Raw genomic sequence first — 25,533 nt, forward strand, 5'->3', positions numbered from 1 at the left:
GGGCCGCGCATGTCGACCGAGATCCTGCCCCCCGCCGCCCCGGCCGCGCGTCCCGCCGCCGGGCGGCCGCAGGCGGAGCCCACCGCCCACGTCCCCCCCGCGCTGACGCTGGAGGGGTGGTACACGCAGCACCAGCTCTTCACGATCGACCGCGAGGCGCTGCGCGCGATGACGCCCGCGGCCCGCGCCGCCGCGGCCGATGCCGCCGCGCGCGCCGTCGCCGCGATGGCCGAGCCGTCCGAGGGCGGCTGGAGCGCCGCGGCCCTGCTCGTCGGCTCGACGGCCGACGTGATGGTCCTCCACTTCCGCCCGACGCTCGACGCGCTCGGTGCCGCCCAGCGGGCGGTGCTCGCGTCGCCGCTGGCCGCGGTCCTGCGCCCGGCCGGCGCATACCTCGGCGTCACCGAGGCCGGCATGTACGCGCTGACGTCGAAGCTGGCCCGCGACACGGCCGCACGCGGTGGCGTCGAGGGGGACGCGGAGTACGTGGCGGAGCTGGAGCGCCGGCTGGCCGCGGAGCGCGAGTCGCCGCACCTGCAGCGCCGGCTGTATCCGCCGCGCCCGGGCGCCGACATGCCGTACGTCTGCTTCTACCCGATGTCGAAGCGTCGCGCGCCCGAGCAGAACTGGTACGCGCTCTCCGCCGAGGAGCGCAGCCGGCTGATGTGGGAGCACGGGAAGAGCGGGCGCCGGTTCGCCGGTCGGCTCTTCCAGGTGATCACCGGCTCCATCGGCTTCAACGCCTGGGAGTGGGGGGTGACGCTGTTCGCCGGCGACCCGCTCGAGTTCAAGCGGGCGGTGACCGAGATGCGGTTCGACGAGGTGAGCGCGCAGTACGCGGAGTTCGGCGACTTCTGGGTCGGGCGCCTGCTCGCGCCCACGGAGTGGACGGCGGCGGTGATCGAGTCGGCCGGCTGAGCCGTCTCGGTTGATCCGGGTGGGCGGGGCGGCTATACTGCGCGCTCTGAGGTACGGGACGTAGCGCAGCCCGGTAGCGCACCTGAATGGGGTTCAGGGGGTCGCGGGTTCAAATCCCGCCGTCCCGATACAGTAGGTCTTTACGCAGCACCATCTTCCAGAGTCCACGTCAGAATGCCTTCGGGTCAATTCTGACGTGGATTCTGACGTAGAGGCCCGCTGACGCCGACATTCGCGCGCTGCGCGACTCGTCGACGACAAGCGCGAACGGGCCGCCCGCTGTAAGAAGCGGGCGGCCCGTTCGCGTGAATCAGCGGTGCCGTCGACCCTGGGGGTCGTCGCGAATCTTACGGCGTCTCTCGGCGGTCCTCCTCCGTCACGATCCCACGTGCCGAGAGGGTCGGGCGGCCGGCGAACGGCGGCGCCTCGCCAGTGCGGACCCACTCCGTCCGGGCGTACTCCTGCAGGCGGGCCGCCTGGCGGAGCAGGTACTCGTCGTCGCGGTCGAGGTAGACCTGCTCACGCGTCGAGCCGTTCGCCTCGGGGTCGATTCGACGACCGTGGCCCGTCACGGCGTCGAGCACTGCCGGGTCCATGTACCACCGCCGGTAGAGATCCACGAAGGTACGGCGCCAGGCGCGGTGTGCGCGCCCGGGGGTGCGCTCCAGTCCGAGCGCCACCTCCAGGTCGTGCGCCCACCCGTTCAGCGTCTTCTCGTCGATGTGCCGGAGCGTCGCTCCCCGGAGCGGCACACGGCCGTCCCGCAGCCGTCCTGCGGCGAAGAGCGGGTAGTCCGCGATCTCGCCGGCCCGATACGCGCGCTCGACGTCGGCGAGGTGCCCGACCTCGAGCGCGAACCCGAGCTCGGCCATTTGGGTGGGGCCGAGGGGTCGCATGCCCGAGGGCTTCGTCCCACGCCCGAACTCGGCGAGCGCGAGGTCCTGCGTGTCTCCGATGCGGCGCACGTGCGAGCGGTATGCACGGCGATACTGCCCGAGTCGCCCTTCCGCGCCGAGCGTGAGGAGGAGGCGCCAGCGTGGATCAAGGCTGGGAACGGCGGCATCGTCGGCGCACACGAGGCGCTCGCCTGTCCACTCGTGGCCGGACAGGAGGTAGTAGTCCTCGCCGTCCTGCCCGTACCGCGCCTCCAGCTCGGCGTAGACGGTCGTCAGGAGCAGGCGCACGATGCTGCCCTCCGCGACACCGAGCTCACGGTAGTTCCAGGCGACCTTCTTACGACCGCCGACGTTGACACGCACGATCACGCGAAGCTCGTCGGCCAACTGGATGTCGCTCCGGCGCACCCGGTATGCACCCTCCCCGTTGCACACGGTGGCCAACGCCGCCCACATCTGGTGGCGCGGGTCGCTGATCATCCGGAGCATCCGGCGCGCGGCGCTGGTCGGGTGCCGCGGACGGTGAGGCGCGTCCCGGAGCTCGACGCCGACGCTATGCGCAAAGCTGCGGAGCTCCTTATCGAGGCTCGGCGCGAGCCCCATGTTGCGCAGTGCGCCGTACGCGTCGTGGTCGTGCACCGCGGCGTGGCGCAGCATCGCGCGAAGCAGTTGCGCCGTTAGGCGCGCGCCGGTGAGAGAGATGGCGCGACGACGTGGACGCTCGGCGCCGGGCGAGTAATCGTCACCCGGCGACGCCGCGTCCGTGGCGTCGTTCGCAGTCGCGGTGGCATCACCGCAGAACGTGCCCTCCGGCGGAGTCGTCGCGGCCTCGTAGGCCAGGCGCAGGGTCGCGTCCGATGCCACCTGCTCGTCGCGCTCGGCCATGAGCGGTCGGACGACCTTCTTCCACTTCGAGGTCGTGTAGCCCGCGGCGATCCGCAGCAGCGCGGACTTCGCGGCGGTCGTCGCGAGGCGCGCACCGATCCGCGACGGAGGCAGGCTGAGGTCCAGTACGATGCGCGCGTCCTTCGCCGCGAGCACCCACGCCGAGTGCTGGTCGCTGTCGGCGTCGCGCGCGACCGTCGTCTCAGGATCGGTCGCGACGTCGAGGGCAGCGCCGAGGGAGGGCACTCGGGCCGGTGTAGCGATGGATGCGGCGGGCGTATTGAAGGATTCCATGACTAACATCCTCGCGGTGTCGAGCGCCATACGGACGAGTTGCAGGTCGGGGCGCCCGTTCGCGTCCCGGAGCTCGAGGTCGAGGGTCATGCGGCTGTAGCGCTTTCGGACGGTGTCCCAGGCGCGGACCTGCGGCCGGCGGCCGCGCGGGACCTCTTCCAGGAAGAAGCGGCGCCCGTCCGGCGTGATGTCGGTGAAGCGGAGCAGGCGACGGGGGCGGGGCATGGCGGCTCCGGGAGCGAGGACGCGAAGGACGGCGGCACGCTGCCGGTCGTCCCCGGCGCCATCGCCGTGAGCCGCGCGAGGAGCGCGGAGCGCAGCGTGGCGCCGATGGCGTCCCGAGGCTCTCCCTTCAATTCCACGCGAGCCGAACCCGGGGCCGCGGCAGTGTGCGCGGGCGCGCCGGCTGGCGCGCCCGCGCTGGCCACCCCACTCACGCGCATTCCTGGAGGCGCCGGGGAACGCGGGTCCGGCCCGGGGGGGCCGACTGCGCAGGCGCGCACCCTGCGCGTTCGAGCGGCGCGCCGGCCGGCGCCGGTGGAGAAGCCGGCGGTGTTGGCACCGCGGCGGTCGCGATGGCCGCCGTAGGAGCCGGCGGCGGGGCGGCCGCGGGTGCCTTGGGCGCGCCGTCCTGCGCGTTCGTCATCCCGCCGGGGGCGGAGTCGGTCCTGGCGAGGTGCGCCGGCGGCACGGGCGACTCCGAGCGTCGCAATCCCGCCTCCACGGCCACGGCAGCGGGCCCCTCGCGCGCCAGTTGCGTGGCATCGAGGAAGCGCGAAGGCGCGCGGGATGCGCGCGCGGCACTCGCCTCCGACCTCGTCGGGCCGGTGCGGTCTCCCGTGGTGCCGCACGAGGTCTGGTGACCGATGGCGGACGCGCCGCCCGTCAGCGCTCCCGACTGATCTACGCCGAGGATGTGCGCGAGCTCCGCGTGCAGTGATGCGAGCAGCGCCACTCGGCTCTCCACGACGGCGGCCGGTGGATACCAGGCGAACACGCGCTCGACGCCGGTCAGGATGTCGACCGGCGTCGCTGCGTGCTCGAGGACCGCGACCAGTTCCTCCTCGAACACGCGGAGCCAAGCCTCGATGTCCGGGCAGAGGTGCCCCGCCGGGTAGCGGCGGAACACCCGGCGCACCGCGGCCGCGGGGCAGGGGAGTGGACGGCCGGAGCCGGCGGGGAGGGGGGCGGCGGTGCTCATGGTCGGGGTCTGCCGCCAGCCTAGGTGCCCTACCGTCCCGCGCCCGTTCACGACCCGCGCGCGTCCAACCGGGCGGAAACCCGCCGAGGAGACAGGGGCCGTTCCCCCGGCACGTGCAGACCGAAGGCTGCTGATCCGTGCCGGCCGACCGAGCTATGTCGTGAACTGGCAACGCATTCCGGACCTTTGCGAGGCGCGTTCGCAGGGGCGCGGAACGGCGTACTCGCGAGGCACGCGTCCACGCCCACGAAGCCGCGGCCTCGAGGTAATGTTAGTATTACTATCATTACCGCACGCCTTCTCTCCGAACTCCATGTCGCCTCACCGCCGGGCTCGCAGTCCTTCTCCGGAGGAGGCGTCCGCCTTCGCGTTCCGAGTGCTGCTCGCCTGGCGCCTCCGAGGTGCCCGGCGCGCGGCCGGCCTGACGCAGCAAGACGTCGCGGAGCGGCTGCGGCTCTCTCGGCCGCTGATTGCCAAGTGGGAGCTGGGGGAGACCCTGCCGCCGGTCCACCGCCTGTCGGAGGTGGCGCGTCACCTCGGTGTGGACGCGGCGAGCCTGCTCGGTCCGCACGGTTCGACGCTGCCTGCGGCAGGTGCATCGGCCGCGGAAGAGTCGCTCGCTCGGCGGGCCGAGGCCGCGTTCCTTCGCGCAGCGCGGGATGGGTGCGAACCACCGACGGCGGGCGCAATCTTCGCCGCCGAGCAAGGGGACGATGCGCAGCCGCGGCGTGGACGGCCCGTCGGCGCCGCGCGAGGGCCGATGGCCGTGACGCAGGCGCGAGGGCCCGAGGTCGCCGCGCCGACGTTGGTGCCTCAGACGCTGCGCCCAGCGCGCGGGCCGCGTGCCTCACCAGAGCCGGCGGCGCGTCCCGCGGGTCCTCACGTCCGGGAGCGGGTCACGCTCACCCTGCTGTCGGACGACACGCCCGAGCACCACCACGCGGCTCGCGACCTCGCGCGGTACTGGGGACTGCTCGATACTGTACGCACCGCGCTGACCGCGCAGGCGCCCCTCGACGACGTGGCGGCGCGGGCCCTCGCCCGCGCGCTGGACACGCTCGAGCTCGCGCATGTCAGGTCGGCGGGCGATGCCCAAGCGCAGCTGCGGGCTTGGGCCACAACGGAAGCCACCGGAGAAGACGCGGCGTGGCGCTCCTACTGTGGCCGCGTGGCCCAACGTGGAGCGCCATTCGCGCTTGCATGCGTCGACGTGATCGAACGCGCGCGCGCCTTCGCCGTTACTGAACGCGTGGGTCAACTCCTCCGGCTACTCGGCAACGAAGAGCGCGAGTGACGCTCGCCGTCGCACCGACCGCGCGGAGGCGTCAGTCGTTCCGTGTCGTATCGCGCGCGTACTGCAGGTGCTCGCGTCGCCGGCGCAGCTCGTCGAGCGCGCCGACCAGGGACACCCTCTCCAACCTTGCATCAAGCTCGAGGAAGAAGGCAATCATCACGAGATCGTCGTCCGACGTGTCTGCGTTCAGCCCGTAACACTCCGATGAAGCGAGCCAATCGCTCGCGTGTTTCATGTGCCCAGTCGTAGCGTAGCTCGTCTCCCCAAAATGGCGGCGGAGCGACTCCATGGCCCGAGTCGCGTCGCGGTCGAGGACTCCACGACGGTTGTGGTCATTCTGATCCACCCCGTGCCCGGCAGCGACAGCGACCATTCGGTCGTAGAGCTCACCGCCCGGCGCCAGGGCCGCGCGGAGTGCCGCGACGTTGAGCTCACCTAAACCCGAGAACACGGTCCAAGTGAGCGTCCGCTTGTACCTCTCGTCGAATGGTTCCGAGTCACGGAGGACTCGGCACTCCGCCTCAAGATACAGCTCGCCCGCGTGTGATAGCTTCAGGACAATCCATTTGTAAGGCGTCTCGCCGCCATCCACGCCCTCGAGCGACCAAGTTCCACCAGTCGCGAGGTCCCCGATGATGACGAACGGTGGTGTGTCCTGCATGTGTAGAGTGGGCGGTGGGCGAATGGTTGCGAGAGCGGCAGGCGCGCGCGTGTTATCAACTGCGGTCGTTCGCGACGCAGGGCACACTTAGGTACGTGCTCGTGAGGTCGTGCGACGTGAGCAACGGACTTGAATGCCGCGCTTGAGGCGAACCGTAGACCCGCTCGCGCGTATGCGTCAAGCGTGGTTCGCAACTTCAACCTGGAACTACGCTATTCGCGGCAACTTTGCCCCAGAACTACGCTATTCACGTGCGCCTAACGCTGCGCTGAATCATAGAACGCCAGCGTGTCTGACGTGTCAGACACGCCGGCGATTCGTGTACAGGTGGGCCGCTCGCGCGAGCGCTTGAACCCGACGCGGCGTGGACGTGTGCACGGCCGCGAAAGGCGCACGGTCGACGGGCCATGAGGCGCTCCGGGACGTGCGGTCGCAGGCCGACATTCGGACGTCGACTGCCACGGGGGGACGATGTCGGTGTCTGACGCGTCAGACACCCCGGGATGCGTCGGCCCGTCTGGGACCGTGCCAGCCGGGCTACAGCGTGCCGAACAGGTGGAGCTGATTACGCTTGAAGTCGTCGCGGTTCGACTCGGCGCGCTGCTCGTCAGCGTAGGCGCGCGCCGACATCTGAGCGCTGGCTCGCCGCAGGTCCGCAGCGTCCGCATCGCGCGCAGTCAGCGGCGGGCGGCCGCGACGGCGCCCGGGATCATCGAGTGTCGCCTCAATGACGCGGTGACAGATCGCGCATACGAGGTCGCACTTGTCGAGCTCTGCGCGCAGGACGTCCCAACTGCGAGAGTAGTTGCCGCAGACGTTGAAGCGCTTCGTTCGCCAGTCGCGATGGTGAAAGTCAAACGCAGCAACGTGTCCGATTTCTGCGAGCGTGCGTGTGCAACGCGTGCAGGAACCGCCGAGATACTCAATCATCTGCCGCTTGAGCGCATCGCGTCGCTCGCGCTCCGCTCGCGCGATTTCCTCGCGGCGTATGGCGTGCCGTGCACGCAGACGTGCATTGCGCTCCGTGCGAGTGTGCTCCTTCGTGTATCGCATGCCTGTCCCTGGTAGGACCATGGCGGGCTGCGATCACGGAGCGCTCATCGCGCCGGTTCGCCCGCCGTCGAGGGGCAGGCTCCCGGCGCGCGCGCGGGCGCACCGATTCCGGAAAGCGGCGACGCGACGTGCTCTCTCCGAGCACGTCGCGTCCTTGGTGGTGACTACAGTAGTAGCCGGGGGAGGGGCACGACGCGCCGTCACTTCGAGTCGCCATCAGGGACGATGGTTTTGACGGTCGCTGTGTACTCGGCCGCGTGAGTGGGCGCGTGTCTGACATGTCAGACACGCACGACAACCCCGAGCGCGCCGCCGGAGTTCAGTGGGGCTGACCCGTCGTCGGCCGGACGTGTGTTCTCGAGCGAGTCGGGAACCGCTCTGGCCAACCGTGGGTAGTCTGGAGCATGTCCGAGCGCGTGTGCCGCTGGGGCCTCTCGATTCGCCTACCCCCTTGCGACAGCTTCCGGCTGAGTCGCATGCGTTGGATGGTGGCCGGAGGCTCCGGTCCACTTCGCACGTGATGGCTGCGGGCGGTAGGCGTTTCCTCTTGCTGCCGGTGAAGTGCGCATGCGACCGCGTCGGTCCGTGCACCCGGCTCTCCGCCTAACCCGTCACGTACCATGAAGCACACGATGATGGTGGAGCACTCTGTGCTCCCCACCCTCCTCGAAGCGCTCGCGACCGTCCAGGGGATCACGATCACCATCGGCCGACGCCCGGTCGTGGTGAACGAATTGCCGGAGACCCCGACGCGCCCGGGTGACTCGACGGCGCCGCCGCCGCCGCGGCGGCGCTCGCCGAGAGCGAGTGCGGCGATCCGCGGGCAGCCCGTGGCCGAGCCGCCGGCCGCCACGCCGCCGGCCGCCACGCCGCGTGCGGCCGAGCCGCCGGCGGGCACGCGGCGGGCGATCAGGCAGCGGAACCCCGTCGACGCGTCGCTCCTGCACATCCGGAAGATCGCCGACGAGACGCCCCGCCTCTCTCGTCGAGTCCGCGCATGGGCGAACGAGGTCGGCCTCGGCGAGCGCGAACTCGGGCGCGCGCGTGATCGAGGGTTGCTCGCGCCGCAGGGCGAGTCCGGCGGCCCGGCGCGCATGCTGATCGAGGCCCAGGACTTGATGCGATACCTGGAGCTCGTCGAGCGGGTCGAGCGGGGTGAGGTCGAGCAGCCCGACTGGTACGCGGAGGTGCGTCGGCCGCGGTAGCACTCGCCGTGAAGCCAGCGAGCTAGCGGGGACGGAATCAGTTCGCTGATTCCGTCCCTCGCTTGCGGTTAGGCACCGACCAAGTTCGAGCCACACGGCGGCGCTAGGACGGCGCAGTGGATTGCCGGAGCAGCGCATTGGCCACGCACGGTCAGCCGTCTGGCCGGTCGCGCTTCCGCGACGCGTTGTCGCTGCGTCCCGCGCGTAGCGCCACATGGCAATGAGGGCAGGTCCGGGCGATCCCGGCGATGCTTCGCTGGCAGTTGGAACACGTGCGATGCGAGCGATTCGCTCGTGCGCTCTTGCCGGCGATCCTGCGGAACCGTGCGGCACGGATCCGGTCAGCATCCTCAGCGCTCATCCAGTGGGCGCCGGTCGCGTCCTCCCACACGCGGCCCCGTGCCTCGAGGTCGGCGCGGTAGTAGTCGTCGTAGGTCGTCTTGCCGATCTTCGCCCGCTCGAGCCACATGGCCTTCGGGAGGATGTCTGCGGGCGGGGGCGGGGCTGCGTCGTCGGTCAGGGGCATGGTGGCGTGGGTGTCGGTCGCGGCGCAGGACGTGTGACGCCGCATGCCGCGACCGTACCACGAACTGCGGGCAGCCCGCCACCTCGCCGCCGACGCTCACGCCGCCCGGCGCGGACGCCCCGACTCAGGCGGCGGCGACGCCAGGACTGCCTCTGGGCAGTTCCGGTCGAAGCGACACCAGTCGATCACGCGCCGCGCACGAATCGCCCGCATGACCGCATCGAAGTGGTTCGGGTGGTCGATCCCAGGCGTGTGCATCCGACGTTCAAACACGGCGGGCCGCACCGCGTAGTGACGCTTGAGCGTCGGCCCGACGTCGTTCGTGACGAGCTTCGCGTACTCCATATCCTGCTCCACGCGGACCCAGTGAGACCCGTGGAAGTACCTCCCCCCATGGCCACCGAAGAGGCCCGAGCAGCGGTTCCGAAACTCGCCGCTTCGCCACGCCGGCACGTCATGCCGTCCCATGACGTGCGGCGACACGATCATGTCGTACACGGCACGACCGAACTTCGTGGCGAGCCGCGATTCCGTGTAGCGCGCCCACCGATCTGGCGAGGCTTCGTGGATGAAGAGCCCGAACGTGTCGTTCGCCGGGTCGTAGGCTTCTCGGCACGGTAGATCACCGCGCGCCACGAGGATGTCCACGCGATGATCGAACAGCCAGTCCGCCAGCAGCTCGAAGTCTACGATGCCGGGAAGCAGGTCCCAGTCACGCTCGTTGGCCCCGCCGCCTTCACCCTGATCTTTCTTGAGGCACGCGAGCGAATCCGGATCGTCGCCCCAGAAAAACGTGCGGGTGCCGGTAATCGTCAGCGAACGCACCCCGTGGATTGTGCGCTCCTCCGTCTGGAGGAAGAGATGCACGTTCACGCGACAGCCCGTGTAGTTGCTGATACGCAGCCCGTCGATCCCGATGGCGGCGACGAGGTAGCGGAGCAGTGCGCGTCGGTAGTTGCTCTTCGCGCGTGCCGCGGTCTGCGGAGCGAGACCGGCTGCGGCGAGTGCGTACTCCGTACGGGCACCAAGCGCGAGCTCGCGAAGCCAGGGCAGCCCCAGGCAGATGAACTGCGGGAGCGAGAGCCACTCGAGCAACTGCTCCTTGTCGCGCCACGGCTCCTGCGGGTGCGCCTCACGGACCAGCTTCACGTGCGCCTGCAGGTTCTTGCGCTCCTGAACGAACTGCTCCCAGAGGTCGGGAGCCTGCACGGAAAGGCTCGCCCGTAGCAACGCGTCCACCGTGTAGTAGGCGTAGTCCATGTCGCTGACGACCGTCGCCGTGTACGTGGGCACGAGGGTGGCCGCGGCCTCGGCGCTCTTCAGCTTGCGCGGGGAGTGCCGGTACGAGGGCGCCGCCCAGTGGTCCATCACCACGCGCATGATGCTCCGATGGTCGACCGGCGCGTAGTTCTCCCCGAGTTCGGCTTGGAGCACTGAGTCCAGGGGCACTGATACCGAGACGCGGGTGACGAACGTCTTGAAGAGGCTCACGTTCGCCGGGTCGAGCCCGTGGACGTCGGCGGTCGCGTACAGCGCCGCGACCAGGCGCGATGCCATACCGAGCAGCCGCTTGGCCCAAGCGCGCGAGTACCGCGCTCGGGCACCCTGCTCGAGGCGCTGGCGCACGGAGTCCGCGACGAGCGGATTCAGACGGCGCAGCTGTTCAAAGTCGGCGAGCTGCCTCTCCGAGAGGAGTGCTCGGGCGCCGTCGCTGAAGGTGAGCGGCGTCGCGAAGAGTGGGCGCGTGGCGAGGATCTTCTCAAGGTCGAGCGTCTTGACGTTACGCGTCCGCGGGTGCACGCCGGCGCGCAGGTCCGGCAGGTCGAGGCGCCCGGCGGCCCTCCGCGCCTGCCGGTACCCGGACAACCAGGAAGCGAGTTGGCCGGTGCAACCTGACTTCTCGGCCGCGGCGGCCAGCACGTCCCGCGTGAGGTCTGCCAAGGGGATACCGGCCGAAACGGCGAGATCGTGCACCTCCCGAAGACCGGTGCGGTAGTGCCGGCAGTTCGGATGCCCGCGGAGCGCCTCGTGGAGCGGCTGCCACTCCGGGAGGAGCGCGTTCGTCGGCGTGCGACCGCTGTCGGCGAGCAGCCCGGCCTCGCGGAGCAGCGTGCGGACCGCCGAACGCGCTTGGGCGGCGTAGGAGAGCTGATCGTCGGCGTGCCCGCTTCGGCCGGCGGCGCCCTCGAGCGCCCGAGCGTAGGGGCGGAGGTCCACGTGGTCGCACGGCGCGCCCTCCGGCAGGCCTGCGGCGAGGCGGGTGGCGCGGTCGAGATGACTGAACGCGACGGCGAGTGTCGCCGGCGTGACGCATGGCTTCCGATGCGCGGTGAGCGCGCCGGCGTGGTTGCGCTCGCGAACGAGCGCTTTGAGGGCGCCGTTGGTCATCGAGGCGTTGGGGTGGGTGCTTGGCATGCTGAGGGAGTCCGGGTCGAGGGTTCAGAGGAGAGCGTGCAGCGACTTTGGATGGCGCGCCGATTCCGCCGTGTGCCGTCTCGTGCCGGAGCCCGTAAGTGCTTGGGCTTAGGAGCGAGAACCGGGTGGGTCTGAACCCGGAACCTTTCCTGTTCGGCGTTCCTAACGGCGCTTCCGCCGAGTGCCGCCAAGAGCCAAGTCGTTCCGTGACATCCCCTTTCCGTTCTGAACATGGAGGCGAGCGGGCGCATGGGGCGTTCGCTGACGAGCTCTAAGTCGGCGGCGTACGTCTTCCTCCCGACCTACCCGTGCTGTGTGGCAGCGCGCCAGCGAGAACGGCCGCCCTGGTGGGCGGCCGTTCTCGCTGCACAGGATCCCCGGACGCCGCATACGTGGTGCGTGTACCGTCCCCCTCCGCCCGGCCCGCGCCCGGAGGCCCGGGTGCCGTTGCCGGGCGGCTCGCCGATGAGCCGTTCCCAGGATTGAGCGGAGCGGCGTGGCGCTACGCGGCGTCCGCGCCCGGATTCGCCGCCTCCTCGACGCGCGCCCGACAGAGCTCGAGGTACGGGCATGAGCGGCAGCGCCAACTGCCCCACTTCATCGGGTACTCGTCCGCCGGCCGCGCGATGTTCCGGTCGGGGTCGGCCAGCACCTTGCGCATACGCTCGACGCTCGCGCGAATCCGCGTCTCGGCGTCCGCGAGGTCCCGCCCGTCGAGGGCCAACTGGTGCTCCTGCCCCTCGGAGAGGCCGATCACCCGGGCGGTGTAGCGGTCGTCGACTGGCGCCCAGCCAAGATGGTCGCGCACGAGCAGGCCCTGGACGGCCATCTGGTCCACGACGCCCAGAAGCTCGCCGGTCTTCCAGTCTACGATGACCGGCCGGTCGGCCGGACCGCCCCGGTACGCCAGATCGGGCGCGCCGTAGATCGTGAGCTCGCCGAAGGAGAACGACTCGCGCCCGTCGACGACGCGGGCCTCGCCTCCCGCGTCGAGGCAGCGCCGGAGGTCGTTCCACAGCGGCGACGCCAGCAGGTTCAAGGTGCAGCGGACCAGCTTCGAGCGCGTGCGCTCCACGACCTCGGGTCGCACGCGGCCGAAGTAGTAGGTCTCGTGCAGCATCGGCTTCGCGGTTGGCCGGGCCAGGAATCCGGTGCGGTCACGCATCGTGCGGAGCTGGTTCAGCTCCCCTCGTGAGCGCTCGATGAGATCCGCGGCCGAGCGCAGCGCCGCACCGGCCGTGACGGCGGCCACACACTCGAGCGCTCGCTGGTGCACGGCGGCGCCGAGCGCAGACGGCACGCCGGTCAGCTTGCCGAGTGCCCACGCGCGGTGGGCGGTCGGCGGGGCGCCGTGCTCCCACCCGTTGTGCGAGCCGTAGTACCGGAGGTAGTACGCGTGGCGACAGGAGGTGAAGAGACAGTCCCGCGAGTGGGACCAGCTGAACTCCGGGTACTCGCGCCGGCGATAGCCCGCCATGGAGGCCTCCACGAGGGAGTGCGTCTCCGCGGATGCGACGGACCCCGCGCCCGCCGCGGTGCTCCGCGAAGCGGTGGGGTCCTCCTGGCGTGTAGCGCCGCGCGCCAAACCCGGCGGGGGACGCCCTGCATCCGCGGCGAGTCGGGGCGCCACGGCGCGCAGAAGTCGGCGGGGCCTCCGTGCCCAGGCATGGAGGCCCCGCCGTGTTCCTTGCCGCATCCCTTGCCGTCATCACGAAGAGACCGCGGCTGCACCGGCTACCGAGCCGAGAGGGGCTGACTCCACCCTTACGCCGTTCCGATGCCCCGCGCGTCGTGACCGTGTCGGTGACGCTATAACAGCTGACCGTCGGCGGTAACCAGGCGCTGCCGTCAGCAATCCGTTCGCCGAGATCGCGGAACTCCCGATCGCGTGGCTACCCAGACCCTCGACGAACGGCTATTCACCCGAACAGCGGTCGCGGATCACGAAAGCCTCGGTCGAACGCGTGAGGGACAGAACCGGGAGCCCGCCCGACTCTTCAGACGCGGTGACGAATTGCGCTCCTACAACCCGCATCTGCGCCCCAGCACGAATGAGCGCCCCGAAGTGCTCGTCGTGTGGCCGCGCGCGCAGTAGAACACGCGCTCCCTCGGAGATCTCGTCCGATAGTGCTCCGACTTCCCGAACCCGTGCCACCCAGCTCCATGTGCCCTGCTGCTGTAGGATTTGCACGCCAGCATCAATTCGGTGCCTGAGTCGATCCGCACTTGAGGTGATCGCGGCACGGGTCGAAGGTTCCCAGTACGCAGGACACATGTGACGCACGTCGCACCACTCGCAGGCCTCACACGAAGGGCGCGCCAACGGCGGGTGATGCTCGACGGCGGCACGCGCGTGTTCCGTGCGCTCGCCGAGTTCCTGAGCGACTCCGTCGAGATCCCGATCCGAGTGTGGAGCGGGGATCTCAACCGCCGCGTCACCATACAGCACGGTGAGCTTGCGTGCTCGTCGTCCCGCTGGGTTGCGTCTCGCATCACGGGCCCAGAGCAGGGCATAGATACGGAGCTGAAAAGCATGGTCCGGCTTTGGCTGGCCGGTCTTGAAGTCCAAGATCGCGTCGTCTGCGTCTCCCGTACCTCCCCCGACTCGTAGGAGGTCTGCCTTTCCGTACCATCCGAGTCCTGCATCGACGAGTGGCACCTCCGCGTAGACACCCGGAGCGAGTGGCCGCACCTCGGAGTTCGCCCGCACCTCGGAATTTGCCCGCCCGCTCACGTGCGCGCCGCCCGGATCTCGCCCTGGACGGAGGCGACTCAAGTCAACGCGATTCAGGAACTGCTGCACGCGCGGGCGCAGCGCAGGAACTTGGCGCTGCAACTCGGCGGCGATCTCCGTCGCACGCGGCCAGAGACGTGGGTTCATCTCCCGCTCGCCTATGGTCTCTCGCACCACGATATTGAGCACCGCAGAAATGCCACCGAGCGAACGCAGAGCGTCGACAACGAGTACCATCGGGTCGGCGTTGCCTGCTGCATGAGCGTTCGGGAGCTCATGGCGTACGGCTCCCACCGCGCGCACGATCCGCTCAAGCGCGACATGCACAACGTGACCCGCGATCGTCGCGCCCGCTGGAGCCGATGGATACCCCTTCCCCGTCCAGACGCCAGCGTATTCCCCGTGGCGCAAGGCCCATCGTAGCGGGCAAGTCTCGATGTCGCGCAGTGCCGTGTAGCTCATCAGCGGCGGAGGCGAGGGCCAAGACGTCGGCCCCTGCGTCGTCCACACCGAGCGTTCGGCCATCGCACTTGCCGGCGTGGCGGACGATCCTCCGCCGGCGACCTCTGGTGCGGCCGCGCTCATCAGCCACCCGCGATGCCAAGAGACGTGAGCACACCGCGCGTGACCCACGGGAGGCTGCGCCGAACCTTGATCTCGTGTACGGGGTCAAGCGGCACGGACGTGAACTCCCCGAGGGCCTCAAGACCAGCGTCAGATGGCGTAGTGGCCGTGAGGGGGTGTGTGATGCAGATCGCGCGTTGCTGGCCAGCGGGACCCGACACAAGAATGGGGACCGTCACGGGACCGACGGTGGGAACCTCGATCGTGGCCGCACACTCTACTGTCAGGGCCTCACCGGCTTGACGGCGGAGATCCTCCGCCAGAGCGGTTACAGCGCGCGAGGCACGCGCCGCGTCAACCACTGGCCGCGTTTCGTCGAGCAAGTACCGCAACAGGTCTGCGGCCATGTGTCGGTCGAGGCGGTCGTGCTCGAACTTGTTCTTGAAACTCCGCAAGCACTTGTAGCACGACACATCACAATCGCAGCTACCGAGTGTATTGAGTGCGCAGCGGAACACCTCCTGCGCACGCTCGCCGGCGAGGCGGGCGAACCCGGCGCCACCCGGAAGCGTGTCGTACAAATAAACCTCTGCCTCGTAGCCGTTCTGTCCGGCCTCCGTGAGCGCGGCGCGGAAGTCCGCCTGTACCTCGCCGGGCTCGAGCCCGAGCACATCGCACGCGCTAGCAGCTAGCGCCTCGGCGAGCGTTCGCAGTGCGATCTCCGTAGGTAGGAAACCCGGCGCGAGCCGCACCGGGTGATCGACGCGCAACGAGAGGAGCAGGATGTCGGTGATGAAGTCCATGCCGAGGCAGATACCCTTCGCCACCCGGCCACCAGGGCACATGGAGTCTCGGTCGTCCGGGAACGGCTTGCGATGAGCGCCTCCCAACTCGCCGCCAGGAATAGCTGACGGCTCGATCCGACCGCAGGTCGTGCAGTAGGTGTAGCCCTCGTTGCGGGGGCCGCTATTCGTGACGAGCAGTTTGTCTCGCATGTAGTGCCGGCGCACGCGCGACGTCACAGCCGACCAGGCGGCGTCCTCTCGCGGAGCGGGCGCCTCCAATTTCGCTCGTGTTGCATAGCTACGCGCCGGCTGGTCGTCTGGCGAGGTATCCTCATCCCATCCTACGGGATGCGCGAAACCCGGCGGACGAATCCAATACCGTGCTTCGCCAAACGCGTCACGGGCGCCGCACGCGGGGCAGTCGAGCTTCTCGCCCCGATGGCCCTCGGCGACAGACTGAGTCCGAGCATAGCGACAGTTACGGCATTCGTAGTACAGTTGCTTCTGCTGCCAAGCGCGCGAGCGCTCTCCCTTTAGCGGGGAGAAGAGCGCGCCAGACGCGTAGCGCTTGTTCGCGATCCACACTTCCTTGCCAGGTGCGTACTGCGAGAGCGCCACGGCAAGGCCCTGAGATGGCGTGAAACGGAACGCTGGAAGGCCGCGTCGCGAGTTCGCCGGGTCGAATACGTAGAACGTCGCGACATCGGTGGGGAACGCGTAGCGCGGCAATACGCCCTTGTACAGAAGCCGGTCTAGCAGATTCTCCTGCAGTACGTCCCCTGCCGGCCGCTCCTCGCCCAGCTCCGCCGGTGCCTCGACAGGTGGCGCCTCGGCGGAGTCTCCCGGTACTGCCTGCGCGGCGCCACCGGCTGGTGTTCCCGACCCGCCGGACGTAGCCGGCCGTCTTCCGGCGACGCGGCCGCCGTGCTGTCCTTGCGTGCGTCTAGTCATCAGGATCCGTCTCCGCGGTAGCCGTGGCCTGGGCGACAGTCAGCGCCTCTCCGTTGTTACCTACGGCAGCATCACTCGCGAGTGCATGGTCGATGCTGCCGAGCGTGTTCTCGACAAGGCTATCGAGAAGTCGCGCCCGTGTTGCCGCGCTGAGTTCCACGGGCAGCCATCCGTCTACCTCCGTCCTCAGTGCAGCCTTGTTGGCGTTCAGCCAGACCTCTAGGTCGTCACGATTGAGCGGCGACGCCGGGTGCCGAAAGCCGTGCACCGTGCCCAGCACCTCGAAGAGTTGCGGCTGCGCCTCCGGCGCAATGTCCGGCAGCTTGGCGCTGTGGTATCGCTGGAAGAGGTAGGCGGTAACGTGACGCCGTGAGATGTCTTCGTTGTCGAGCGACAACGTCGGATCTTGCACCTTGCCAGAGATTAGGTCCGCCGGGTGCGCGAAGTAGTGCTCGTCATGGCTATCCGCGCCGGCGAGTGCCACAACGGTCGCGATTGCGTTGCCGCGGCGACCTGCGCGTCCAGCGCGCTGCTGATAGTTCGCCCGCGCAGGCGGCATGTTGCGCAGCGCTACGCCTGAAAGCGAGCCGATGTCGATACCAACCTCCATCGTGGTCGTGCACGAGAGCACGTCGATCGCGGGTCGTGGGCGACCGCGCTCGTCCGGATCGAGCGCCACGTCTTGGAATAGGAGCTCGTGCTCCTCCGAGCGGGAGTAGATCTCGTGCACCTGTGCCGCGCCGATTTGCGCGGTGTGCTCCGCGGCGATCAGCGCGAGCGGGGGAATGCCCGCCACCGCCTCGATCGCGCTGCGCCGGTAGTACCCCTTACGCGCGGTGAACACCGGATCGGCATCTGGGTTCAGCGCCTGCACGTCGGTACTACCGCACCGGCCACAGAGGGAGGCATTGGGCCACGGACGCTGCACGCCGCGGCACAGTTGGCACTGCTCCCATTGCCCACCGAGGAGAAGCGTGACACGCGAGCTCTTGAGTCGGTACTCGCCCTGTGCAACGGTCCCGCCCACCCGCTCACAGAAGTGTTCAAGAAGTTTCGGCAGCCAATCGCGGTTGAAGGCCGCCTCTGCACCACGCGTCGATGACAGCAGTCGCTTGATGCGCTTGAACTTTCCGCGATGGGTGCGGACCACCGTGTCGGCCCACTGCGGCGGCGCGGCGGAGAGGTGTAGGAAATCACGAAGCCACTCGACCAGCCACGTGCGCACTAGCGCCTGCTTCTGCTCCGTGGTTTGCGTCGTGGGGGAAAGCGCCGGGAGCGCGGCGATCAGCGCAGTTGCCGCTGGAAGCTCCTGCACCGTCGCGAGGGCGAGCGCCTCCAATCCCCAGAATTGGTCAGTAAGCGCATGGTGAATGCTGCGCAGGAGCGCCTCCGGCGGCCGAGAGCCCCGCACCTCAGCGAGCAACATCACAGCGCGTACGGGATCCTCGAGCACGCCGCTCGCGAGCTCGCTATCGACGCGCTGGTCAATGTCGAAGCTCTCGCCGAGGCGCACCTCGGGACGAAGGCGGACGCCAAGGTCCGCGCCCGCGACGAGTACGGCGAAGTACACGTCGTCCAGCGAGAGCATAGCCCCCGCTTGCGGCAGCGACTGCAGACGTGTCATGCCCGCGATGATCAGCGGTCGGACCACGTCGCGCATCGAGTACGTCTGGATGTTGGGCGCAAGCCGCGCGGCCGTCTGACGAGAGTCAGAGAAGATCAGCACCTTGCGCCCGCGGTTTGGCGCGAGCGGTGTTGCCGGTTTCGGCCCGGGCGGCTGAACTTGGAGCTGGCGCGCTACCAGTGCTTGAAACGGCTGATCGCCCTTCGTCTGGTGGTCCTGCACCGAACTTCGACCGTACCCGGCCCGGCCGCCGCAAACACCGCACGGTTTGAACTCGCCGAGGTTACCCTCGTTGCTGCCCTGATCATCATCGTCATCGTCCCGTCGGGCGTCGACCGTTCGGTCGTTCCTCAAGAAGACAGTCCGTGTCCGATCGCCCGCCGGCGCATTTATCCGCCCGGTGAGCACGTCGTAGTCCGCCGTCTCAACGTCCTCGCGCGGTTGTTGAAGGAGCAGGTCGATCGGCTGGAGTTGTAGAACCTCGCCGGTCTCGTCCCGGAACGCCTCGCCCCCCTCGCCCCATAGGAACGTGGGCTGCTCCACGTTGTCGGTGTACCCCCTCACGTACGCGGTGCCGCAGTGACGGCACGTATAGAACTCAAGCACCTGCGCGCCGCAATCGCACCGCTCACGTGGTTGCGCGTATAGCTTGCCGCAGGGCCGCTGGTCGATCCCACGCTCGGCCTCTGGCACCGCGCTGCAGTCTGGGTCCATGCAGACCCAGAGACCGGGTAGACCGCGGAAGAACGCATGCACGCGGCATGGAAGCAGTCCCGGCTCGTTGCCTGATGGGCGGGCGGCGCTACCGAGCGTCATCAGCGCGGTGGTCGCCTGCGCGGCTACCGAAGGCGCAGCCGTGGGGAACAGTTCGCGTTCGAGGTAGGAGAGCGACTGCGCACTGCCCATGGTTACGTTGACGAGCCGGTTCATCGGACCGTACCCCGCAAGCGCCTGGTGCAGCAGCTGTTCGAGCTCCTCGACTGACGACACGGCATCGGTCTTGAGTCGCTGCGGGGAAATCCCTCGCGCCTCTAGGAATGCCCGCAGCGGTGCAAGGCGCCCACCAGGCGAGTCGGCGTTGTGATACGCCTCTAGGTCGATGGCGGCGAGCAGCGCAGCGTCTTCGTAGGTACCGTGCGCGTCGGGTGACCGGAGGTCCAACTGGCCAGCTACGACCTCAAAGCCGTCCGCCGACTTGCCGGTCAATTGTGCGGCGAAGGCCGCTGCGTTCGCGGCATTCGAGAAGCTCGCGGACGTGCAGATGATTTGCAAACGGTCGGCTGGAATACCGAGGCGCGTCCTCAACCGGCGAATCAGAAGCGCTACCTCAGTGCCGGCAGCTCCGCGATAGAGGTGCGCCTCGTCGAGCACGAGCAGGAACCGCTCATCGGGATTCTGCTCGAGCCACTCTCGCGTACGATCGAACACGGGCCGCTCGAGGGGGCGCATCAACATGTACTCGAGCATCGAGTAGTTGGTGATGAGCACGTCGGGCGGGTTCGCGTGCACCTCGTGCCTAGTGAGGAGCTCTGCGTCGTCGTTCATCGTGTTGCAACGGAGGAACCGCCCGTCACGCGAGCGCCAATGTGTCCCTGCGGCACCGTACCACGCGCGTAGGTCGGACTTCGCTGGCCACTTCCCGCGCTCCTGAAGCTCGCGCACCAGTGCCTCGGAAGCCGCGCCCTCTTCCAACTTCTTCACGTAGTAATCCCCAATCGGACGGAGGCGCGTTTGATCGCGCTTTGCGTCTCGCACCCCTGGATACAACGTGCGGCTGGTATAGCGAGCGAACCGAGCAGGTCGACCCGACACGCTTTTGAATGCGCTCACGACACGCGGGTCCGCGAACAGCAATCGCATGCGCCCGAGCTGATCGTTTACGAGCGCGTTCATGGGATAGAGCACGAGCGCCCGAACCGCCGGCTGCGCACCGAACGCATGGCCGCGTGTTGTTGCCTCGCGAACGAGCTTCCCGAGGATCGGCAGGAGGAACGATTCTGTCTTCCCTGAGCCCGTGCCCGTCATGACCACGAGATCCTGCCGACGACCACCTTCGGCGGGGGTGCCAACGAGCGCCGTCTCGACCGCCTTCGCTTGATGCTCGTACGGCGGATCGAAGATGAGCCGCTTCGGCTCCGCGGGGCTCCCGGGCGCTCGGCTGATCTTCTCGAAGAGGTCGAGCACAGGCGCCGGGAGACCTACGATGTCACGGAAGAACCGCTGCTTCCGGTAACGCGGGGTGCTCTCGAAGAACGGGCGTTGCGAGATCACTCCGCTCGACGCGAGGAGCGCCCGACGCTCCGCGACAAGCGCCGGATGGCTCACGTGGTACGTGGCCTCGATGTAGTCCTGCAGTGCTTGGTGGAGCTCGGTAATCGTCCCGGTAATGGTCAGCGCAGGCTTCGGTGCTGCATCGGACCCGTTCCCGCTTGGCGGAGAAGGCGGCATGAGGGGCGGTTGGGGCATCAAGAGGCTTCGTCCGGAGGCTCAAGAGGAGCGCGTCTGACGGGGGTTCGCTTGAGCGGGTGTAGAATGCAGAAGGGGACTGACAGCAGGAGGGCTGATCAGGGATCAAGCTGGGAGTCGCTGCTGAGTCCGCTATGCGGGGCGGTCTCTTCGGCTTATATTCGGCGCGGATTCCGACGACGGCTGATGGACGTCGAGGAACCTTCGCTGGGAGGCCACACGGCGCTCAACCGAGCCCCGCACTCTTGGAGGAACCACGATGCGTCATTACGGAGGTGTGCCTGATCGGGCGATCGTGTTTGATGGAGACGACACGCTCTGGGACACGCAGGCACTCTACGATGAGGCTAAGACTCGGTTCTTCGCGTTGCTTGCCGAGCGCGGCTACAGTGCCGTTAGCGTTCAGTCGACGTTCGAGGAAATTGACGTTGCGAACGTCGCGCGCTTCGGATTCTCACGCGAACGCTTCCCGCAGTCGATGCGGGAAACTTACGAGTATCTCTGTCGTGAGGCTGACCGACGGCCAAAGGAGGCGGTCGTACGTCAGGCGATGGCACTCGGGAGCGCAGTTTTTGACTCCCGGCCTGCGGTCCGCGCGGATGCTGCTCGTACTCTTGCACAGCTGCGAGAGCACTACCGTCTTGTGCTCTTCACTGCTGGTGACGAAAAGGTTCAGCGGATGCGCGTCGAGCAGTCACAGCTTGGCCAGCACTTCGACGCGGTACGAATCGTCGCACAGAAGTCTAGTGAGACCTGGCGTGAACTCCTGCGAGCAGAGCACCTGCCTGCGGCTTCGACCTGGTCTGTCGGCAACAGCGTTCGGTCGGACATAAACCCAGCGCTCGAACTTGGGATGAGATGTGTCTTGGTTGCAGCGCGCAGTTGGGCATACGAGCAGGCGGAGCTCGGATCAACGATTTGGCGAGCCGCTGAGCTGACCGAAGCAGCAACGATTGTATTGAGTGTGGACGGCCGCCGGACGGACTCCGAAATGAACGGTGCCCATGGCTATGAACGCTTGCTGGCGCTCAGGCGGCGCTTGGAATCCGTATTTTCCGAAGACACTGCCCTCCCAGGATCGGTAGCTTCGACACCTAGTGCCGGTCACTGCGCAGCTGTGGCGACGATCATTCACGAGATGCTCGGCGGCGAGTTGCTCAGCACGCATGTGAATGGAGAGCCCCACTGGTTGAATCGGTTGCCGACGGACGTTGGGGCTGTCGACGTCGATTTGACTGGAGACCAGTTCAACCGCGCGCCTGTGCAGGTAGCAAGCGCCGGAGCCCTCTACCCTCACGCAGTTCTTCGTCGTTTTGATGAACTTGAGCCTGAGACACTGGGTCGTGCATCCTTACTGGCCACTCGAGCCGGGCTTTCAGGCGTTACTAAGTCGCTTCAATCGCGGCAGGCCCGGTCGCGCGAATAGGCCCACCTCAGGCTCTACCTTCAGCGCCAACCAGGACCGCGGAAGCTGATTCTGCGCTCTGCCGCTACTGTCGCATGTGAACTGCACCGCTCCGGGCTCATGTAGCGCAGCCTCCGGCTGAACACGAGCAACGGCCCTCCGACGTCGGCGGACGGCCAGCACACGCTGCGCGCGCGCGTGGGCTGGGCCTTACATCGTGCGCACTCCGCTCAGGGCGGTCGCGAGCAGCGCGGTGGGATGCGGCCCACCGCTCCCCCGAGCTGTGGGGAACCCCTAGACATTCACGTGGCTGGTCCGACTGGATCTTGCTCCGTATCCGGGGACACGCGCTTCGCTCGGGACCACCCCCCGAGATTGATGTGGCGCTCGTGGCGATCGCCCTGAAGGGCGCGTCCCAGACCATCGACGGAGTACCGCGTCGTCGCGCCACACGCGAATGCGCTCGCCTGAGACGGCGGGGCGGGCCCAGTGCGTCACCGCAGCCCGCTACACGGCCGATGCCTCGAAGTTGAATGAGTCGAGCCTAGTGAATGCTGGTGGGGCTACGTCATTCAGCTCCTCCTGAATCGTCGGATAGAGGGTGTCGCTCCCTTTGAACACTTCGCCCACGTCAAAGGGAAAGTTCCGCAAGTTCCGAAAGGGTGACTCCTCGAGCCCATCGAAAAGCAGGCAGAAGCCTCGGCACATGGCGACCAAGGGAGCTACCTGCTCGCTCTTCGCGAAGAAGTTCAGAGAATGCGCATCCGCGTACAACACGAGCACAGTGTGCGAAGACTGGCCCAGGAAAGGGATTGCCAGCCAGGACAGCGGTAAAGTTGTGATGTCCCTCCTGTCCTTAGTCCTTTCCATGTCCTTCGCAAGATCGGCACGCAACAGGGACACCGTGTCGTAATGGCGAGTGCGCCAAACTCGCTCGGTCGCGAATGCCGCCCCGATGATTCCCTCATTTACCGGGAAAATGCGGCCCACGCCCGAGTGGTTTGCTCGCTCCGTCGGTCCAACGTAGGGACAGAGCTGCTGAAGGTAGATTCGGCCGCCCCGGTTCATCCGGCGGTGCAGCGTCAAGCGAAGCGCCACTGTAGGATCGCTTCGCCTGAGGTAGCCTTCCAATGCGGCGAGAAACGGCAGGACGGCAAGTTGCGACGCCGAAGGTACCGGCTCGGTGTGCGGGACTTCACTCTGAACGGTCATCATCCTTTGCGTAGTCAGGGAAAACGCCGGGAGCCGACTGAAGGTATACGCTTTGCGAGCGTAGCTCTTTCATCTCTCGGAAGCGGTCCGCGAATGCAGCTTCGTCTGTGAACACAGTCGCTAAATGCGCCATCGCGCTTGGACCATAACGACAAATGACGTTCGCTGATGGCAATGAGTGATCATCAACGATCGACTGTAGTTCATCGAAGCGAGGGATGAAGGCACCACACCGATATAGCAGGAAGAGCAGCAACCTGTTTGCAAACGAGCTTGTGTCGCCGAACACATCCGGCAGCGAGGTGTTTCCGGGTTTACCGCCCCCGCGGATATGAAGAAAAACCCTAGTGTCTTTACGAATGCGCTTGCGTAGTTCATCCCTCGCACCCTTCAGCACTGAATCTTCCATCGCGCGGAGCAGGTCGAATACGTTCTCGCCCGCCAACGCCTTCGCCGCCGCAGGCCCGAGCATCTCCTCGATCGGCTCTGGGTTGTGGCCAAAGAGCTCGTAAAGAATCCGATCCTGCCTGAAGCGCTCGATCGTCAGCCTGCACAAGTCGACAAGTGCGCCATCGCCGTATCCCGACACGACGTAGGTCTGAACCGATCCGTCGAGACGCGGCTGCGCCAAGGTGTCATTACGCCAGTATGACGGAGTGCGAAACTGAGCAGGGTACGACTCAAGCCCGAAACCCGTCGCGACGATGATCCTATCAAACACCTCGGACTCGCCAGCAGCAGGTCCTTGGCGAAAGAACTCCCCATCGCGAGTCGCGCGTCGTCCGACCCACTCCACTTGTAGATCTCGTCCCGTAATTCTGAGGTGATCCACGCCAAGAATGACTTGCAGCCGCTCGTGGGAAACGCGACACGAATACTCGTGAAATCGACGAAGTATCTCGGCAGCCACGTCAGATGCTCTACCCTCGCTCCAGTCAAGCACTGGCAAGGCGGCGCTCGGTGCTCGACTTCCGCGTGCGGGCCAATCGTAAATGCGTGGGTGGAGCCAACGGGTATCACACCCTTGTTGAAGCGAGCACAGGTCGGGGCTACGCTCAAATAGGTGCACTCTTGCGTTTGGAAACAGGCCAAGTATGCATGCTGCAGCCGTTAGGCCTGTGATACCACCTCCGATCACCGCAACTTCGTGGACTCTCTTAGGATCCTTGTCGATCTGGGACAGAGCCCACACCAGATTGTGGGCTCTTACCTGCTGGCGGTATACAGTTACTCCTCGTTCGAGACTGCCGATCAGGTACAGCTCACCGACGACTCTGAACGACTTGATGGTCTCTTCTGCAGTGATGGTCATTGTGAAAGAGGTGGTCACGAGTCGCCGCATGGCATCATCGGCCGCCGATCTCTGCTAACCAAAGTTGTTTCGTAAACGTGCACTCTACGTCTCCGAACACGTCGGTGGGGAATCGGTATGCGAAGAGGCTCTTGCTAGGGGTGATTTCCTCTCCGAGAACGTCCCACCGACGCCGCGCCCAGAGCGGCACCGGTGAGAAGAAGTCGACTAGGACGGCCCCCATAAGCGGAGCGGACCTCCGCCGGTAGAACTGCGGGCGTCCTGCCTGCGCGTCTATCGCCATTTGGAGGTGCCACGCCGCGTCGCACGGGCGCACTCCTGTCTGCCCGCTGAGGGGGAGGTCCGTGAGGTGGGTTACAGCGCCGTTCGCAAGCTCCACGTACGACCAGAGGTCAGCCCCATAACGCTGCTCGCGTCGCGCGACGAACCTTCCAGACTTTCGTGTGGGCTCCTTCCAGCGTCCTCGGTAATACGTCGTCGGCGCCTGCGGGTCTAGCACGCTGAGCCCAGGCACCTCACCCGCAGTCGGTTTGGCGGCCAGCGCCGAGTTAGCACGCTCAATGAGTTGTTTGGGCTCTCCTTGAATCGGTGCTGGAAGCCAGAGGTCACGGCGCAGCTCAACCCAGCCGATCGCGCGAAGGCGCTTGCTAGCGTCGGCCATGTCGTTGGGACGTACGCGACGCGTATGGCTTCTGTATTCCACGACGGCCCGGAGGTCGGAGGGAACTGCGTCCCCACCATCTTGCAGGCCGCCAAGCAGAAAGAGCACGTCGTCGACACACACGTACGTGGGTGGCGCCAGGTACAGGACCCGCGCTAAAGCGCTCTCGTTAGGGTCGTCCGCAGGAAGCTCGAGCAGATCTCCATAGCTCGTTAGCGCCTCGACTGTCTCGTCGATTGACGTGCGTAGCTCCTCGCGTGCATTCGCGCCCGAATCCGTGAGTTGGGAAAGGGCGCGAAGCACATTGCCCCGGAGCGCCTGCGGGGAGCATGGCGAGGCGAAGGACGCTGCACGGCGGACCAGGGCCGCGAGCGCCTCTGGTGATTCAAGATCGAGCGCCTCTGGGTCCAATCCGAGTGCACGCACGCTCACGGCGTGCACGTCAGCGACGGACATCACACGCCAGTCGGC

The 25,533-nt window shown here is 67.3% G+C and carries 17 protein-coding genes and 1 tRNA gene; 5 read left to right on the forward strand and 13 right to left on the reverse strand.

Annotation, left to right across the window (positions count from 1 at the left end; translation table 11 throughout):
- The first annotated feature begins 9 nt into the window (after positions 1-9).
- Together PYV61_RS00080 and PYV61_RS00085 are read left to right on the forward strand one after the other, a co-directional pair.
- Entirely contained in the window at positions 10-918 is a 909-nt protein-coding gene (locus PYV61_RS00080; protein ID WP_275826997.1) for a chlorite dismutase family protein, read from the forward strand.
- Between the two features lie 54 nt (positions 919-972).
- Positions 973-1,046 (forward strand) — tRNA-Pro (locus PYV61_RS00085).
- 219 nt (positions 1,047-1,265) lie between these two features.
- On the opposite strand, the gene PYV61_RS00090 is transcribed toward PYV61_RS00085, so the two are convergent.
- Positions 1,266-3,218 (reverse strand): hypothetical protein, encoded by a 1,953-nt coding sequence (locus PYV61_RS00090; protein ID WP_275826999.1) that lies wholly within the window; start codon positions 3,216-3,218, stop codon positions 1,266-1,268.
- Between the two features lie 208 nt (positions 3,219-3,426).
- The gene (locus PYV61_RS00095; protein WP_275827002.1) at positions 3,427-4,194 is read right to left on the reverse strand and encodes a hypothetical protein; all 768 of its coding nucleotides are present in this window, start codon (positions 4,192-4,194) and stop codon (positions 3,427-3,429) included.
- 376 nt (positions 4,195-4,570) lie between these two features.
- Between PYV61_RS00095 and PYV61_RS00100 the strand changes: the two genes are divergently transcribed.
- Positions 4,571-5,488 carry a helix-turn-helix transcriptional regulator gene (locus PYV61_RS00100; protein ID WP_275827004.1) on the forward strand — a complete coding sequence of 306 codons (918 nt, stop codon included), beginning with the start codon at positions 4,571-4,573 and terminating at the stop codon, positions 5,486-5,488.
- A 31-nt stretch (positions 5,489-5,519) separates the two neighbouring features.
- On the opposite strand, the gene PYV61_RS00105 is transcribed toward PYV61_RS00100, so the two are convergent.
- A complete protein-coding gene (locus tag PYV61_RS00105; RefSeq protein WP_275827006.1) occupies positions 5,520-6,149 on the reverse strand; it encodes a hypothetical protein in 630 nt (209 codons plus the stop codon).
- A 537-nt stretch (positions 6,150-6,686) separates the two neighbouring features.
- Positions 6,687-7,202, reverse strand: a complete 516-nt coding sequence (locus tag PYV61_RS00110) for a hypothetical protein (RefSeq protein ID WP_275827008.1) — start codon at positions 7,200-7,202, stop codon at positions 6,687-6,689.
- Between the two features lie 620 nt (positions 7,203-7,822).
- Between PYV61_RS00110 and PYV61_RS00115 the strand changes: the two genes are divergently transcribed.
- On the forward strand, positions 7,823-8,407 hold the full coding sequence (locus tag PYV61_RS00115; protein WP_275827010.1) for a hypothetical protein: 585 nt from the start codon (positions 7,823-7,825) through the stop codon (positions 8,405-8,407).
- Between the two features lie 151 nt (positions 8,408-8,558).
- On the opposite strand, the gene PYV61_RS00120 is transcribed toward PYV61_RS00115, so the two are convergent.
- The 6 genes from PYV61_RS00120 to PYV61_RS00145 form a co-directional block, all read right to left on the reverse strand.
- Entirely contained in the window at positions 8,559-8,933 is a 375-nt protein-coding gene (locus PYV61_RS00120) for a hypothetical protein (protein ID WP_275827012.1), read from the reverse strand.
- A gap of 96 nt (positions 8,934-9,029) precedes the next feature.
- Positions 9,030-11,321, reverse strand: a complete 2,292-nt coding sequence (locus PYV61_RS00125; protein ID WP_275827014.1) for a hypothetical protein — start codon at positions 11,319-11,321, stop codon at positions 9,030-9,032.
- A gap of 529 nt (positions 11,322-11,850) precedes the next feature.
- Positions 11,851-12,825 (reverse strand): PD-(D/E)XK nuclease family protein, encoded by a 975-nt coding sequence (locus PYV61_RS00130; RefSeq protein ID WP_275827016.1) that lies wholly within the window; start codon positions 12,823-12,825, stop codon positions 11,851-11,853.
- A gap of 438 nt (positions 12,826-13,263) precedes the next feature.
- Complete coding sequence (locus tag PYV61_RS00135) at positions 13,264-14,544, reverse strand: PD-(D/E)XK nuclease family protein (protein WP_275827018.1); 1,281 nt, start codon at positions 14,542-14,544, stop codon at positions 13,264-13,266.
- A gap of 122 nt (positions 14,545-14,666) precedes the next feature.
- Positions 14,667-16,382, reverse strand: a complete 1,716-nt coding sequence (locus PYV61_RS00140; protein ID WP_275827020.1) for a DUF1998 domain-containing protein — start codon at positions 16,380-16,382, stop codon at positions 14,667-14,669.
- Positions 16,375-20,454 carry a DEAD/DEAH box helicase gene (locus PYV61_RS00145; protein ID WP_275827022.1) on the reverse strand — a complete coding sequence of 1,360 codons (4,080 nt, stop codon included), beginning with the start codon at positions 20,452-20,454 and terminating at the stop codon, positions 16,375-16,377. The genes PYV61_RS00140 and PYV61_RS00145 overlap by 8 nt, the downstream gene beginning before the upstream one ends.
- Positions 20,455-20,731: 277 nt before the next feature.
- Here PYV61_RS00145 and PYV61_RS00150 point away from each other — a divergent pair, with 277 nt between their 5' ends.
- The gene (locus tag PYV61_RS00150; RefSeq protein ID WP_275827024.1) at positions 20,732-21,898 is read left to right on the forward strand and encodes an HAD family hydrolase; all 1,167 of its coding nucleotides are present in this window, start codon (positions 20,732-20,734) and stop codon (positions 21,896-21,898) included.
- Between the two features lie 486 nt (positions 21,899-22,384).
- Here PYV61_RS00150 and PYV61_RS00155 read toward each other — a convergent pair whose 3' ends face one another.
- From PYV61_RS00155 to PYV61_RS00165, 3 genes are read right to left on the reverse strand one after another with little or no spacing between them, the layout of a single operon-like run.
- Positions 22,385-23,092 (reverse strand): hypothetical protein, encoded by a 708-nt coding sequence (locus PYV61_RS00155; protein WP_275827026.1) that lies wholly within the window; start codon positions 23,090-23,092, stop codon positions 22,385-22,387.
- On the reverse strand, positions 23,073-24,419 hold the full coding sequence (locus PYV61_RS00160; RefSeq protein WP_275827028.1) for an NAD(P)/FAD-dependent oxidoreductase: 1,347 nt from the start codon (positions 24,417-24,419) through the stop codon (positions 23,073-23,075). The genes PYV61_RS00155 and PYV61_RS00160 overlap by 20 nt, the downstream gene beginning before the upstream one ends.
- Positions 24,420-24,435: 16 nt before the next feature.
- Positions 24,436-25,518, reverse strand: coding sequence for a hypothetical protein (locus PYV61_RS00165; protein WP_275827030.1), 1,083 nt, complete (start codon positions 25,516-25,518; stop codon positions 24,436-24,438).
- Positions 25,519-25,533: the final 15 nt, after the last annotated feature.

Origin of the sequence: Roseisolibacter sp. H3M3-2 (genome assembly GCF_029211165.1) — a bacterium.
GTDB lineage: Bacteria > Gemmatimonadota > Gemmatimonadetes > Gemmatimonadales > Gemmatimonadaceae > Roseisolibacter.